Here is a 13,641-nt window from a genome sequence, read left to right as displayed (position 1 = left end):
GGGTGCTAAAAAAATTGGCTAACCGTTAATGAAATTTTTTCTCACGTAGAACATCAATAAATACAACGTTTACGCTGGGATAACTTAGGCCAATGGCATAAAAATCCTAAACCATGAGGCCAATAGTCGTGTGGATAGTATTAATAGTGAAAAAGCTTCAAAAACGTTAATGGGTCAAAGGTTTGCCACTCCCCTTCTTTTTTTACGTAAAAAGGGGAGCCGTTAAAATTTTCCGCGCCAAAATGCGCGTATAATTGCGCCAAAAATAACCTCTCCCAGACAATATCGTGGTCATCTAACATGGGCGTCAGCCAGGTCGAATTAATTTTTTCCCTTCTGCAACAGATGTGCGTCTATCTGGTTATTGCCTATTTGCTCAGTAAAACGCCGCTGTTTATCCCTTTAATGCAGGTGACCGTTCGCTTACCCCACAAGCTGGTGTGCTACCTCACGTTCTCCATGTTTTGCATTATGGGCACTTACTTTGGCTTGCATATTGAGGATTCCATCGCCAACACCCGAGCGATTGGTGCGGTGTTGGGTGGCGTTCTGGGTGGGCCTTCGGTTGGGTTTCTGGTGGGACTAACCGGTGGTTTACACCGTTATTCCATGGGCGGGATGACTGCCAGCGCGTGTATGTTATCTACGGTGGCTGAAGGGCTATTAGGGGGCTTTCTCCACAGCTATTTGATTCGCAAAAATCGCCTCGACCTTTTGTTCCAACCCTTGGTTGTGGCAGGCATCACGCTCGTCGCTGAAGTCTTGCAAATGCTGATCATTCTGGCAGTGGCTCGCCCCTTCACCGAAGCGGTCGAATTGGTAGAGAACATTGCCTTGCCGATGATGATTACCAATACCATTGGTGCAGCAATGTTTATGCGTATCTTATTGGATAGGCGAGCGATTTTTGAAAAGTACACCACCGCCTTCTCTGCCAAAGCATTACAAATTGCTGCACGAGCAGAGGGGTTGCTCCGCCATGGCTTTGACCAACAGAACAGCATGCGGGTAGCCCGTATCTTGTATGAGGAATTGGGGGTCGGGGCCGTCGCCATCACAGATCGCGACAAACTGCTCGCCTTTATCGGCACAGGTTCTGATCATCACAAAGTGGGCAGCGCCATTACTTCAGACCATACCCATCGGGCAATTGAGTTAAATCAGGTGGTTTATGCCGATGGGAATGCCGTGCCTTATACCTGCTCCATTTCACCCAACTGCAAACTGGGTTCTACGTTAGTTATCCCATTACGGGGTGAAGAGCATCGAGTGATTGGTAGTATCAAATTGTATGAGCCAAAAAGTAAATTATTCTCCAGTATTAACCGCACCTTGGGCGAAGGGATCGCGCATTTATTATCGGCACAGATTCTAGCCGGTGAATTTGAACAGCAAAAACAATTGCTGGCGCAATCGGAAATAAAATTACTCCATGCGCAGGTCAATCCGCATTTCCTTTTTAATGCCCTGAATACTTTATCGGTGGTGATCCGCCGTAATCCAGATCATGCCCGTAAATTGGTACTTTCCCTCTCAACATTCTTTCGCAAGAACCTCAAACGTAGCCATGATGTGGTGACGCTGAGTGATGAAATTGAACATGTGAAGGCCTATCTGGAAATCGAAAAGGCGCGTTTTGCTGATCGTCTGAGTGTCGAAATATCATTACCGAATGAATTGATGGACGCGCGATTACCCGCTTTTTCCCTACAACCGGTGGTTGAAAATGCGATTAAGCACGGTACATCACAAATGTTTAGTGATGGGCAGATTAGGCTGCACGGCACACTGGCTGACCAGACGCTCATACTGACAGTAGAAGACAACGCAGGGTTGTATCAGCCGCGCCCTCAGGGCGATGGACTAGGAATGAATCTAGTCGATCGGCGAATTAAAGTCCGCTATGGCAATGAATATGGCGTCACCGTTATCTGCGAAGCTGAGAAATTCACTCGAATTGTCATTAGATTACCGTTTATTACGGCGAGTGAAGGTTCTATGTTGGCAAGCGAAACGTTGGCAAGCTGAAATAAAAAACCCTGACCAAAAGATCAGGGTTTTTTTGTCGCGTCTGGCTATCTAATAAAACGTAATAGCCGATTACAGCAAGATACGTAGCATCCGGCGCAGTGGTTCTGCCGCACCCCACAGCAACTGGTCACCCACGGTAAAGGCGGAGAGGTATTCCGGCCCCATATTCAGCTTACGCAGGCGGCCAACAGGGGTATTCAGTGTACCGGTGACCGCAGCAGGCGTCAGCTCGCGCATGCTCAGCTCACGATCGTTCGGGATAACGCGAACCCAATCATTGTGCGTCGCCAGCATTTGTTCGATTTCTGGCAATGACACATCTTTTTTCAGTTTCAGGGTAAATGCTTGGCTGTGGCAGCGTAATGCGCCAATACGAACACATAAGCCATCAACAGGGATCACGCTGCTGGTATTCAGAATTTTGTTCGTTTCGGCCTGACCTTTCCACTCTTCACGGCTCTGACCGTTATCCAGCGCTTTGTCGATCCATGGGATCAAGCTGCCCGCCAGTGGGACACCAAAGTTATCCGTCGGTAAAGTGCCACTGCGGGTGGCGGCAGTCACTTTACGTTCAATATCCAGAATGGCAGAAGCTGGGTCTTGCAACTCTTTCGCCACACCCGCGTGCAGCATCCCCATTTGGGTCAGCAATTCGCGCATATGACGTGCGCCACCACCCGATGCTGCCTGATAGGTCGCAACGGATGCCCACTCAACCAAATTATTCGCAAACAAACCACCCAATGACATCAGCATCAGGCTAACGGTGCAGTTCCCCCCCGCAAAGGTCTTGATACCTTTATCCAAACCCTGCTTAATCACGTAGTGGTTAACGGGATCGAGAATAATAATCGCGTCATCTTGCATACGCAGAGAAGAGGCGGCATCAATCCAATAGCCCTGCCAGCCCGCTTTACGCAACTTAGGGTAAACTTCGTTGGTATAATCTCCCCCTTGGCAGGTGATAATAATATCCAATGCACTCAGTGCATCAATATCAAAAGCATCTTGCAACGTACCTTGCTGACCGGTGAACGTCGGTGCGGCTTGGCCGTGTTGAGAGGTAGAGAAAAAGACTGGGCGAATGCCGTCAAAGTCGCGTTCTTCAATCATGCGTTGCATGAGGACTGAGCCGACCATACCGCGCCAGCCGATAAAACCAACGTTTTTCATGTTTACTGTCCTGCCTTGGAGGGTGACACCGATTAATGGATGGCTGTCTTGTCATCTACACGTTGAACAGAGTGTGGCAGACTGACTAAGATAGACGTCTTACCACATTACAAAATATGAACAAAGTGGCAAGTTAAATTATTCGATACCAGATTGATTCAAAGCAATCTTCCTAATATGTGACTTTGACTGGCGGGAAACGCCAGTCGTATTGATTATTTTGAGGTAATAATGACAGAGATGATTGCAGCAACGGTGTTGCTGTTTTTGATTATGGATCCGTTAGGAAACTTGCCAATTTTTATGTCGGTGCTCAAGCATCTCGAGCCTAAACGGCGGCGAGTCGTTGTGATTCGCGAATTGCTGATCGCCCTCGTCTTGATGCTGATTTTTTTATTTGCGGGCGAGAAAATCTTGGCGTTCTTAAATCTGCGCACCGAAACGGTATCAATATCTGGCGGTATTATTTTGTTTTTAATCGCCATTAAGATGATTTTCCCATCGCCCGAAAGCAGCGTCACAGGCTTATCCGCAGGGGAAGAACCTTTCCTCGTGCCACTGGCGATTCCCTTGGTGGCAGGCCCATCTATTTTAGCAACATTGATGCTGTTATCTCATCAATACCCGAATCAACTCAGCCATTTGGTACTGGCATTAATGATAGCTTGGGGATTGTCAGCGGCGATTTTACTGATGTCGGATCTGTTCCTACGTTTACTCGGGAATAAAGGAGTCAGTGCGCTGGAGCGGCTCATGGGGTTAATTTTGGTGATGTTATCGACACAGATGTTTTTAGATGGCATACGGGCGTATCTGGCTCACTAGATTCACCTCGAGCGAGATGACCTACACAGAATCGATATCATCAAAGCGGGCCGAACAGCCCGCTTTGTCTTAACGTGGCGGCGACAAGTTAAAAAACTTAGCCCCGCCCTTCCAGCGCTTGCACACAGCGCCGCACAACTTCATCGATATCAGCATCAATATCCACGCAAATCACATCGGGTTCGTCTGAGTTCGGTTCTTCTAACGTATCAAATTGGCTTTTCAGTAAATCGGTCGGCATAAAATGACCAGAGCGCGCTTTAAGCCGCTCCATAATGACGTCAAAGCTGCCCTTCAAGTACAAAAAGACCATTCCCTGATTCCCCTCACGCAAGCGATCGCGATAACGGCGTTTCAGTGCTGAACAGACAATAATACCGGTTTCATTTTTATGGTGCAGGCTGTATGCCGCATCACTCAGACGCTCTAACCACGGCTCGCGATCCTCATCATTGAGAGGGTGCCCGCTGCCCATTTTCTGAATATTGGCGCGAGGATGGAGATCATCGCCATCAATAAATTTGGCATGAATCTGGCGAGCCACAGCTTCACCCACTGTGGTTTTACCGCTACCTGATACACCCATCACGATAATGCTATGTCCTGCCATAATTTTGATCTCTATCTCAGAATGGAAATTTCACCGCTCTCTGTGGTTCCGTATTTTATCATGTTACCGGTATCATGATACCGGTAACAAATGGAGATGTGACTTTTATCACAAAGGATAGAACATCGTCATTGGACCTAACCACATCGTTACGCTGACCCGAAAGGCTGAGTGTAATTGATAAAACAAGGGTCACCTTCCTTTCCCTACTGCCTGTGAAGATGACTGAAAAATATAACTAGAATAGATAGTTACTTAACGTAAGTGGAGAAATACCATGCCATTAGTCATTGTTGCAGTTGGCGTCGCCATGCTGCTGTTACTGATGATCCGTTTCAAACTCAACGGGTTTATCTCCTTGATACTGGTCGCGCTGGCGGTCGGTATCATGCAAGGGATGCCGGTCGATAAAGTGGTCAGCTCAATCAAAGCAGGGGTCGGTGGAACGCTAGGGAGTTTGGCATTAATCATGGGCTTTGGTGCCATGCTTGGCAAACTACTGGCCGACTGTGGGGGCGCTCAACGAATTGCCACCACCTTGATCGATAAATTCGGTAAAAAACACATTCAATGGGCGGTGGTATTAACCGGTTTTACTGTCGGTTTCGCCCTGTTCTATGAAGTCGGTTTCGTCTTGTTACTGCCATTAGTCTTCAGCATCGCCGCTTCAGCTCGCATTCCGCTGCTGTATGTGGGGGTGCCTATGGCCGCAGCCCTGTCGGTGACTCACGGTTTCTTGCCTCCTCACCCTGGCCCTACCGCAATTGCCACGATATTCCACGCTGATATGGGTAAAACCCTGCTGTACGGGACGTTATTGGCGATTCCTACGGTGATTTTGGCCGGCCCGGTATTTGCCCGTTTCTTGAAAGGGATTGATAAGCCGGTTCCTGAGGGGCTGTATAACCCGAAAACCTTCACCGATGAAGAAATGCCAAGCTTTGGCGTCAGTGTCAGCACGGCGTTAGTTCCCGTCATTTTGATGGCGCTACGTGCCGTTGCAGAGATGATTTTGCCTAAAGGCCACCCTATCCTCTCTTATGCTGAATTCTTCGGCGACCCCGTCATCGCGACCCTGATTGCTGTGTTGATCGCGATTTTCACTTTTGGCTTAAACCGCGGTCGTTCAATGGAGTCGGTGATGGATACCGTGAGTGACTCCATTAAAATCATCGCAATGATGCTGTTGGTGATTGGCGGTGGCGGGGCTTTCAAACAGGTTCTCGTCGACAGCGGTGTCGATCATTACATTGCCGGCATGATGAATAGCAGTGGCTTATCACCAATCCTGATGGCTTGGACCATCGCTGCAGTACTGCGTATCGCGCTAGGATCAGCGACGGTCGCCGCGATTACGGCTGGCGGTATCGTGGCTCCGTTAATCGCCACAACCGGTGCTAGCCCAGAGTTGATGGTAATTGCCGTAGGTTCCGGTAGCGTGATTTTCTCTCACGTTAACGATCCTGGCTTCTGGCTGTTCAAGGAGTATTTCAACCTGACCATCGTGGAAACCTTTAAATCGTGGTCAGTACTGGAAACCATTATTTCAGTCTGTGGTCTGATCGGTTGCCTGCTGCTATCGATGGTGATTTAGGTGATACGGCGTTAAATACTGCCGCCGGGGAGGATGGTGAAACCCACATCAACCATCTTGGGTGTGACCACCTCTCCGCGCAATCGAGCCAATAACCGCTCGGCACCAATTTGCCCCATTCTTTCACGTGGGGTCAGCACACTGGCCAGCTTCGGCACCATCGACTGGCCAATATCATGACCATGGAAGCCGGCTATCGCCATATCATGCGGGATGGATAGCCCCTGACGCTGGCATTCAAATACGGCCCCAATGGCCAAGTCATCATTGGTGCAGAAAATACTGTCGATTTGCGGGTAACTGGCTTGTGCTTCAAGCAATAGCTCTGCTCCTGCTGAATAAGATGACGACCGGCTGGTCATCACACTCATCGGCACCAATCCTGATTCACGCATCGCTTGCTCATAACCTTGCTGCTTAATGACCGTTCGCTCATCCTGACGCGCGCCAAAATAGACCACGTATCGATGGCCTTTGGCGATAATCTGCTGTGTCATCTGCCTTGCTGCTTCAAAGTTGTTAAAGCCGACAGCCAAATCAAGGCAAGGTGAAGCACAGTCCATCAGCTCAATCACCGGAATGCCCGCGACCTCAATCATTTTCAAGGTCCGCGCAGTATGGTGACGTTCAGAAAGGATCAGTCCATCGATATTGTAGGAGAGTAACGACGTGAGGCGCTGCTCTTCACGCTCTTTCCGATAACCGTAATGCGCCAGCATCGTCTGATAACCATGCGCATCCGTCACGCTCTCAATGCCGCGCAGTACCTCGGCAAATACCTGATTGGTTAATGACGGCAACAACACACCAATGGCATGACTGGTGGCGTTTGAAAGAATATCGGGGGCACGGTTAGGGATGTAGCCTAGTTCATCTAATGCCAGCGCAATTTTTTTCTGTAAAACCGCAGAAACTTGTTCTGGATTACGCAAATAGCGGCTGACGGTCATTTTAGTGACCCCAACCATATCGGCGACATCTTGTAGCACTGGCCTTTTTTTCTTCATTATCAATGAACTGAGGCTGAGTAAACGGAAGATAATTCTAGCAAAAATTAAGGGCAGATACCCAAAGTAATTAGCGTGATAGCGAGGCGGCATGCAAACGATAAATTGGCTGGGCAATGGAGAGGAACCGCATCCATTAAAAAAGGGTACAGCGCGATGCATGTACCCTTTTCATTCTCAGTTCAAAAACTTAAACCGGCGGTAAGTCGAACAGCAAAATTTCGCTGTCTTCATCTGCATGAATCGACAGAGCGGCTTCATCCCAGATTGCCAATGCGTCGCTGGTACCAGCACGATGTCCATTAATGGACACATTGCCGCGAACCACCTGTATCCAGATACGGCGCTCAGCTTGTGGCTGATAAATAGACTGCTCTTCACGCTTCAATGCCCAACGCCACAGTGTCATGTCTTGGAACACTTTCAACGACCCCTCACGGGCATCCGGTGACAACACTAACTGCCGCCCTTGCGGGATGTCGAACATTTGCTGCTCATATCGCGGTGCTAAACCGGTTTTATTGGGAATAATCCAAATTTGATAGAGATGCAGGGGTTGGTCATCTCGCCCATTATATTCTGAATGGCGGATGCCGGTACCCGCGCTCATAATCTGGAATTCACCTGCATGGACCTGTTCTTTATTGCCCATGCTGTCTTGGTGCTCAACAGTGCCCGATAGCACGTAGGTCAGGATTTCCATGTCTTTATGAGGATGAGTACCAAACCCCTGCCCAGCATCAATGACATCTTCGTTAATCACCCGCAGCGCTGAAAAACCCATAAATTCAGGATCGTAGTAATCAGCGAATGAGAAGGTATGCCAGCTATCCAGCCAACCGTGATTAGCATGGCCACGTTCTTCTGCTTTGCGTAAATAAATCATGTTCAGTTCTCCTCAACGTTTTCCTTAGTCTAGATGTCGCTGGAGAATATGAAAGCGTAAAAAACTCACCCCTCTGTTCAAAAAATTCGACTGATTAGTTAGGTGAAATACAAATGATTTGAAATTGAAGCAATTAGAGAGTGGATACGTTGAGATAACTTGGGTATGGTCATTTTTGGACCCAAGATAAGCAGTGGAAATAGGCAAAAAAAAAAGCCAGCACCCGGCTGGCTAAGTAAACACTGGAAGCAATGTGAGCAATGTCGTGCCTTCGTAATGTGAACACCTAAACTGTGATGGTCTCATCTGAAAGCACGACAATGATAATCATTATCACTCTCACTTGTAAAGTGTTTTTTTTAGCCAATTCCAATTTTATTGGATCAGGTAAGTTAAACCATCTTTTATCAGGTAATTCAAACACTAAGAGTAAGGATTTGTTTATGGAAAATGTGCAGATACGCCATGTGGAATCTACCGACTATCCGGCTTTACAGCAGTTGTTTTCTCATCCACAGGTTTATCGCGACACATTACAACTTCCGCTACCGTCACAAGATATGTGGGCAAAGAAGATTAGAGATATTCCCGCGGGCTTGCATAGCTTGGTCGCATGCATTGACGATGAAATCATTGGAAGTCTGGCGATTGAAGCGAATCAACGAGCACGCCGACGCCATGTCGCGACCTTCGGTATTGCGGTTGATGCACATTATTGCGGGAAAGGTGTGGGTAGTGCGTTAATGGCTTGCATGATTGATTTATGCGATAACTGGCTGAATATACAACGTATTGAGCTTACGGTGTTTGTCGATAACGCCGCAGCGATCGCGCTTTACCGTAAGTTTGGGTTTGAGATTGAAGGAACCAGTCCACATTTTGCCTTCCGCGATGGTCAGTTTGTTGCCGCTCACCATATGGGCCGACTTAAGATTTCCGGTTAATCATCGGGATAGTGTGCCAACCTATCCCCGATGCCAACACACCTGCAATTTGAAAGATGACTCACACTTATACCCTATAGATTTCAGATTGCAGGCAGGCGGCAAGCAAGTGAATCCCGATGAGCTGACTCAAGTCAGTGATTCAGGTGAACGAGCGAAGCCAACACACCTGCAATTTGAAAGTTGGCTCACGCTTATACCCTATAGATTTCAGATTGCAGGCAGGCGGCAAGCAAGTGAATCCCGATGAGCTGACTCAAGTCAGTGATTCGGGTGAACGAACGTAGCCAACACACCTGCAATTTGAAAGATGACGGGTATAACTAAATACCGGCCACCGCCTCAATATAACCTCGCGCCCTCACGGCATACTCAAATGGATTAGCGATTGCGGGGTCTTGCTCTGCTTCAACTACCATCCATCCTTGATAGCCTTTTTCATCGAGCAGCTTAAATACCGGTTTAAAATCAATCACGCCATCACCGGGGACAGTAAAAGTGCCCTTTTTAACGCCATCCAGGAAACTGAGTTTTTTGGCTTTAACTTCAGCGACAACCTCATCACGAACGTCTTTTAGATGGACATGATTAATACGCGGTAAGTATTTTTCTAGAATGGCTAACATGGCTTCCTGACTGCCTTCGGAATAGTAGGCATGACCGGTATCGAAGAGCAGATAAACATCGTCGTTAACCATACTCATATAGCGGTCTATTTCTTCGCTGGTTTGAATACCTGTTCCCATATGGTGGTGTAAACAGACTTGCATACCTTTGGTGGCAGCGATTTTGGCTAACGCGTTATACCCTTCAGCCACGCGTTGCCATTCTGCATCCGTAAAGTAAGGTTTCTCTTCAAAGACGGCTTTTGTGGTCCCTTGAATACTCTTACTTTGTTCTGAACAACCGATCACTTTAGCCCCCATCGCATGGAGGAAATTCATATGATTAGTGAATTCATCTAGGGTTTTAGCGTATTGATTGTCAGCAAAGAAAGTACTGAACCAAGCATTGCATATCTCTAAGCCTCGCAGTTCAAGCATAGGTTTCAGTACGTTGGGATCTCGTGGGTATTTACTGCCTACTTCACTGCCGGTAAATCCAGCCAGTGCCATCTCGCTGATACATTGTTGGAAGGTGTTTTCTTTGCCTAAATCAGGCATATCATCATTCGTCCAACCAATCGGCGCGATTGCCAACTTCACACGATCTTTATTCATAATAAGCCTCGGTGATATATCCAATTTATGTAGATGAATACAAATAAAGTATGGCTATGCGGCAGCATGATGGCTGACGCACAAGTAGCAGGTATCAATATTATTTATTATAAAAAACAGGTCGTTGAGGCAAACCGACGGGAACAATTTCGCCACTGAGCTGAGCGGCAATACAAGCATCAGCGGTGACTGCGGCAGCAAAACCATCCCAAGCAGACGGCCCAGTGAGTTTTTCTGCCAGCACATCATTGATAAAAGCTTGTAACTCAACGTCATAGGCGTCGATAAAGCGATCTTTCCAATCAGTTAAAATTTCATGTGATAGCCGAGCTTCACTGCGCAACAATACTGACGATGGTTCTGGCAATTTTGCGATACCGCTATCACCAACAACTTCACATTGAATGTCGTAGCCATATTGGCAGTTCACAAAAATTTCGACGTCAATACGCGTCCCTTTCGCCGTTTCAAATAACACGATCTGCGGGTCTTTCAGGTGTGTTTTGGCATGCTTAGCTTTGCGAGGGAAAACAACTTGTACTGAGACATAATCATCATCGAGCAACCAGCGTAATACATCAATCTCATGGATTAGTGTGTCCGTAATCGCCATATCCGTGGTGTAGTTCTCACCCACAGTTGGGTTACGGTGGGCACAATGCAGCATCAATGGCTCGCCAATTTTCCCGCTGGTAATCACCTCTTTCAGTGCGCGATAGCCCTGATCATAAGGGCGCATAAACCCAACCTGAACTAAGCGTTTACCTTGCGCGGCTTCTGCTTCGACAATGCGTTTGCATCCTTCGGCAGTCACGGCCAGAGGTTTCTCGCAAAAGACGTATTTCCCTGCGGCAATGGCCACTAGAACAAACTCTTCGTGGCTCGGCCCCCAAGAAGTGACCAATACCGCATCCACTTCTTTCGCCTTAATCACTTCATAGCCATCAGCGTAAACATTCGCTTCAATACCGAGATCGCGAATAACTTTAGTGGCATGTTCACGGTTGATATCAGTCACGGCAACAACGCGGCTACCCTGCAAAACCTGACTACAACGACGAATATGATCCTGACCAATAGCACCTGTTCCGATCACGCCAATATTTAACGGCATATTATTTTCCTCATGAAGTTTCGGTTTGCAGGTGATACCTGCTCGTTTTACGGCTTCACATTCCTTTAATAGTCGCGTGCTTTGGCAATATTTTTTTCCAACTCACGGACTACGGCGTCAGTTCTTTCACTTTCAGAGACCTGAGCAACCCCTACCCGCCACCAACTTAGGTATTTATGTACCATGGTCTTTGGCAATACTTTTATGTCTATCAAGGTTGAAACTGTCTGCAAGCGGGCATCAGCTAAGGCGTCAACCAATTGCTGTTCGGTGGAAACACGATAAGTTTTACAGCCATATGCCGCCGCCAACATGGCAAAATCGACTGGCACAAAACCGCCATCCAGTTGGCCCGTTTCCTGATTGCGAAAACGGAATTCAGTGGCATAGCTATCCATGCCATGTTCCATCTGGAGGTTGTTGATGCAGCCATTCGTCATGTTATCGAACAGGATAACGTTGATTTTGCAGCGCTCTTGAATGGAGGTCACCAGCTCGGAATGCAGCATCATAAAAGCGCCATCACCGACCAACGAATAGACTTCACGGTTCGGTTCGGCGAGTTTCACCCCCAAGGCCGCACTGACCTCATACCCCATGCAGGAATAGCCATATTCAACGTGGTAGCTATTTTCCCCTTTGGTCCGCCACACTCGCTGTAAATCACCGGGTAAACTGCCAGCCGCCGCAACAATGACTGCATCATGAGGTAATTGGCTATTCAATACGCCCAGCACCTGACTTTGCGTTAGGAAAGACCCCGTTTGAGCCATAAACTCAGCAAAAACTTGTTCCCGATCCAAGTGGTCATTGATTTCAGGGATGAAATCATCTTTGCAGTACTCAACCTGATAGACCCGTTGAGTCTCCGCTAATTGCTCTGCGCGCATCCTTGATATTTCGCTGCCCCAACTGGCCTGATAACCGGTAATGCCGAGTTTCTGATGCAATGCCGATAACGCCTCTCGCGCATCTGCCAATAGTTGTAAGCCATCTAATTTACCGGCATCGAAGGCGCTGACATTGATATTAAGGAATGAAACTTCTGGGTTTTGGAACAACCATTTTGACGAGGTGGTGAAATCGGAATAGCGCGTGCCGACACCAATGATTAAATCAGCTTGTTGCGCCAATGTATTCGCGGCCAGACAGCCCGTTTCACCTATGCCGCCAAGATTCAATTCATGTTCGGAACTGAGAGTGCCTTTGCCTGCTTGGGTTTCTACCCATGGCACACCAAAGCATTCGGCAAATCGCTGCAATGCCTGACCGGCTTGCGAGTATTTCACGCCACCGCCACAGACTAGAATCGGCTTTCTTTTGGATGTCAGTAATGCAATAGCATCTGCCAGCATCGCTGCACTGGCAGGCCGACGGTCTAAACGATGCACACGTTTTTGGAAGAAATAATCCGGATAATCGTAGGCTTCAGCCTGAACATCTTGTGGTAAGCAAAGTGTCACCGCGCCAGTTTCTGCTGGGTCTGTCAGTACCCGCATCGCATTGATACAGGCGCTCATCAGTTGTTCTGGCCGTGTAATGCGATCCCAGTATTTACTCACCGGTTTGAATGCATCATTGGTGCTAATACTCAGATCATGGGATTGTTCAATTTGTTGCAGAACTGGATCGGGTTGCCGCGATGCGAACACATCGCCAGGAAGCAATAATAGTGGGATTCGGTTAGCAGTTGCCGTTGCAGCTGCCGTGACCATATTGGCGCTACCCGGCCCGACAGATGATGTACAGGCATAGATTTGTTGACGCAGTTTTTGTTTGGCAAACCCCGTCGCTGCATGGGCCATTCCTTGTTCATTCCGGCCCTGATGAACCACCAAGTCACCACAATCTTGTTCAAGTGCTTGTCCAACCCCCAGCACATTACCATGGCCAAAAATAGCAAAAATCCCTTTGATAAATTTGATTTCTTGGCCATCGACTTGCAGGTATTGATTATCCAAAAACCGGACCAATGCCTGTGCTGTGGTTAACCGGATCTTTTTCATTTACCCTTCCTTTGCCCTATTTGCCTGAAGCCTTGGCAACCGAAAATCCAGCGCCTAAGAATGCCTGACGAAGAGTAGAGCCGATTTGAGGGCTTCTACTGTGCTGGCGGCAGTGCGTTGAAACATAGCAGGGATTATAAACAAATATTTTTTTCATAAAATAACAATACAGAAGAAACATTTCATTGTGCGATGAAGATCAAATAATCGGTTGAGTGGTGCAATGACTGA

Annotated in this window: 11 protein-coding genes; 4 read left to right on the top strand and 7 right to left on the bottom strand. The window is 47.7% G+C overall.

Going from position 1 to position 13,641, the window contains the following annotated elements; genetic code table 11:
* Window positions 1-300: 300 nt before the first annotated feature.
* Window positions 301-2,028: a sensor histidine kinase gene (locus DA391_RS00685; RefSeq protein ID WP_050083357.1), complete on the top strand. Its 1,728-nt coding sequence runs from the start codon at window positions 301-303 to the stop codon at window positions 2,026-2,028.
* Between the two features lie 72 nt (window positions 2,029-2,100).
* Here DA391_RS00685 and asd read toward each other — a convergent pair whose 3' ends face one another.
* Window positions 2,101-3,204 (bottom strand): aspartate-semialdehyde dehydrogenase, encoded by a 1,104-nt coding sequence (gene asd, locus DA391_RS00680; RefSeq protein ID WP_108087254.1) that lies wholly within the window; start codon window positions 3,202-3,204, stop codon window positions 2,101-2,103.
* A gap of 231 nt (window positions 3,205-3,435) precedes the next feature.
* Between asd and DA391_RS00675 the strand changes: the two genes are divergently transcribed.
* The gene (locus DA391_RS00675) at window positions 3,436-4,029 is read left to right on the top strand and encodes a YhgN family NAAT transporter (protein WP_019212768.1); all 594 of its coding nucleotides are present in this window, start codon (window positions 3,436-3,438) and stop codon (window positions 4,027-4,029) included.
* Between the two features lie 97 nt (window positions 4,030-4,126).
* On the opposite strand, the gene DA391_RS00670 is transcribed toward DA391_RS00675, so the two are convergent.
* The gene (locus DA391_RS00670) at window positions 4,127-4,639 is read right to left on the bottom strand and encodes a gluconokinase (protein WP_019212767.1); all 513 of its coding nucleotides are present in this window, start codon (window positions 4,637-4,639) and stop codon (window positions 4,127-4,129) included.
* Between the two features lie 277 nt (window positions 4,640-4,916).
* Here DA391_RS00670 and gntT point away from each other — a divergent pair, with 277 nt between their 5' ends.
* Window positions 4,917-6,233 (top strand): gluconate transporter, encoded by a 1,317-nt coding sequence (gene gntT, locus DA391_RS00665; RefSeq protein WP_108087253.1) that lies wholly within the window; start codon window positions 4,917-4,919, stop codon window positions 6,231-6,233.
* Between the two features lie 11 nt (window positions 6,234-6,244).
* On the opposite strand, the gene gntR is transcribed toward gntT, so the two are convergent.
* Together gntR and DA391_RS00655 are read right to left on the bottom strand one after the other, a co-directional pair.
* Window positions 6,245-7,240, bottom strand: coding sequence for a gluconate operon transcriptional repressor GntR (gntR, locus tag DA391_RS00660; protein ID WP_042806982.1), 996 nt, complete (start codon window positions 7,238-7,240; stop codon window positions 6,245-6,247).
* A 190-nt stretch (window positions 7,241-7,430) separates the two neighbouring features.
* Window positions 7,431-8,126 carry a pirin family protein gene (locus DA391_RS00655; RefSeq protein WP_019212764.1) on the bottom strand — a complete coding sequence of 232 codons (696 nt, stop codon included), beginning with the start codon at window positions 8,124-8,126 and terminating at the stop codon, window positions 7,431-7,433.
* Window positions 8,127-8,569: 443 nt separating this feature from the next.
* On the opposite strand from DA391_RS00655, the gene DA391_RS00650 reads away from it, so the two are divergent.
* Entirely contained in the window at window positions 8,570-9,070 is a 501-nt protein-coding gene (locus tag DA391_RS00650) for a GNAT family N-acetyltransferase (protein WP_108087252.1), read from the top strand.
* Between the two features lie 323 nt (window positions 9,071-9,393).
* Here the strand turns inward: DA391_RS00650 and iolE are convergent, their stop codons facing one another.
* The 3 genes from iolE to iolD all read right to left on the bottom strand — a co-directional run bounded on the left by iolE (window position 9,394) and on the right by iolD (window position 13,410).
* On the bottom strand, window positions 9,394-10,290 hold the full coding sequence (gene iolE / locus DA391_RS00640) for a myo-inosose-2 dehydratase (protein WP_050873913.1): 897 nt from the start codon (window positions 10,288-10,290) through the stop codon (window positions 9,394-9,396).
* A 100-nt stretch (window positions 10,291-10,390) separates the two neighbouring features.
* Window positions 10,391-11,404, bottom strand: coding sequence for a Gfo/Idh/MocA family protein (locus tag DA391_RS00635; protein WP_108087250.1), 1,014 nt, complete (start codon window positions 11,402-11,404; stop codon window positions 10,391-10,393).
* A gap of 65 nt (window positions 11,405-11,469) precedes the next feature.
* Window positions 11,470-13,410 (bottom strand): 3D-(3,5/4)-trihydroxycyclohexane-1,2-dione acylhydrolase (decyclizing), encoded by a 1,941-nt coding sequence (iolD, locus tag DA391_RS00630; protein WP_050879316.1) that lies wholly within the window; start codon window positions 13,408-13,410, stop codon window positions 11,470-11,472.
* Window positions 13,411-13,641: the final 231 nt, after the last annotated feature.

Origin of the sequence: Yersinia massiliensis (assembly GCF_003048255.1) — a bacterium.
GTDB lineage: Bacteria > Pseudomonadota > Gammaproteobacteria > Enterobacterales > Enterobacteriaceae > Yersinia > Yersinia massiliensis_A.
This window is presented reverse-complemented; position numbering and strand designations above follow the sequence as displayed.

What these genes read in the sequence shown, in the direction of transcription:
- DA391_RS00635 (WP_108087250.1), bottom strand. Translation starts at nt 11,404, where the DNA reads ATGCCGTTAAATATTGGCGTGATCGGAACAGGTGCTATTGGTCAGGAT.
- DA391_RS00650 (WP_108087252.1), top strand. Translation starts at nt 8,570, where the DNA reads ATGGAAAATGTGCAGATACGCCATGTGGAATCTACCGACTATCCGGCT.
- DA391_RS00675 (WP_019212768.1), top strand. Translation starts at nt 3,436, where the DNA reads ATGACAGAGATGATTGCAGCAACGGTGTTGCTGTTTTTGATTATGGAT.
- DA391_RS00655 (WP_019212764.1), bottom strand. Translation starts at nt 8,126, where the DNA reads ATGATTTATTTACGCAAAGCAGAAGAACGTGGCCATGCTAATCACGGT.
- iolE (WP_050873913.1), bottom strand. Translation starts at nt 10,290, where the DNA reads ATGAATAAAGATCGTGTGAAGTTGGCAATCGCGCCGATTGGTTGGACG.
- gntT (WP_108087253.1), top strand. Translation starts at nt 4,917, where the DNA reads ATGCCATTAGTCATTGTTGCAGTTGGCGTCGCCATGCTGCTGTTACTG.
- DA391_RS00670 (WP_019212767.1), bottom strand. Translation starts at nt 4,639, where the DNA reads ATGGCAGGACATAGCATTATCGTGATGGGTGTATCAGGTAGCGGTAAA.
- asd (WP_108087254.1), bottom strand. Translation starts at nt 3,204, where the DNA reads ATGAAAAACGTTGGTTTTATCGGCTGGCGCGGTATGGTCGGCTCAGTC.
- DA391_RS00685 (WP_050083357.1), top strand. Translation starts at nt 301, where the DNA reads ATGGGCGTCAGCCAGGTCGAATTAATTTTTTCCCTTCTGCAACAGATG.
- gntR (WP_042806982.1), bottom strand. Translation starts at nt 7,240, where the DNA reads ATGAAGAAAAAAAGGCCAGTGCTACAAGATGTCGCCGATATGGTTGGG.
- iolD (WP_050879316.1), bottom strand. Translation starts at nt 13,410, where the DNA reads ATGAAAAAGATCCGGTTAACCACAGCACAGGCATTGGTCCGGTTTTTG.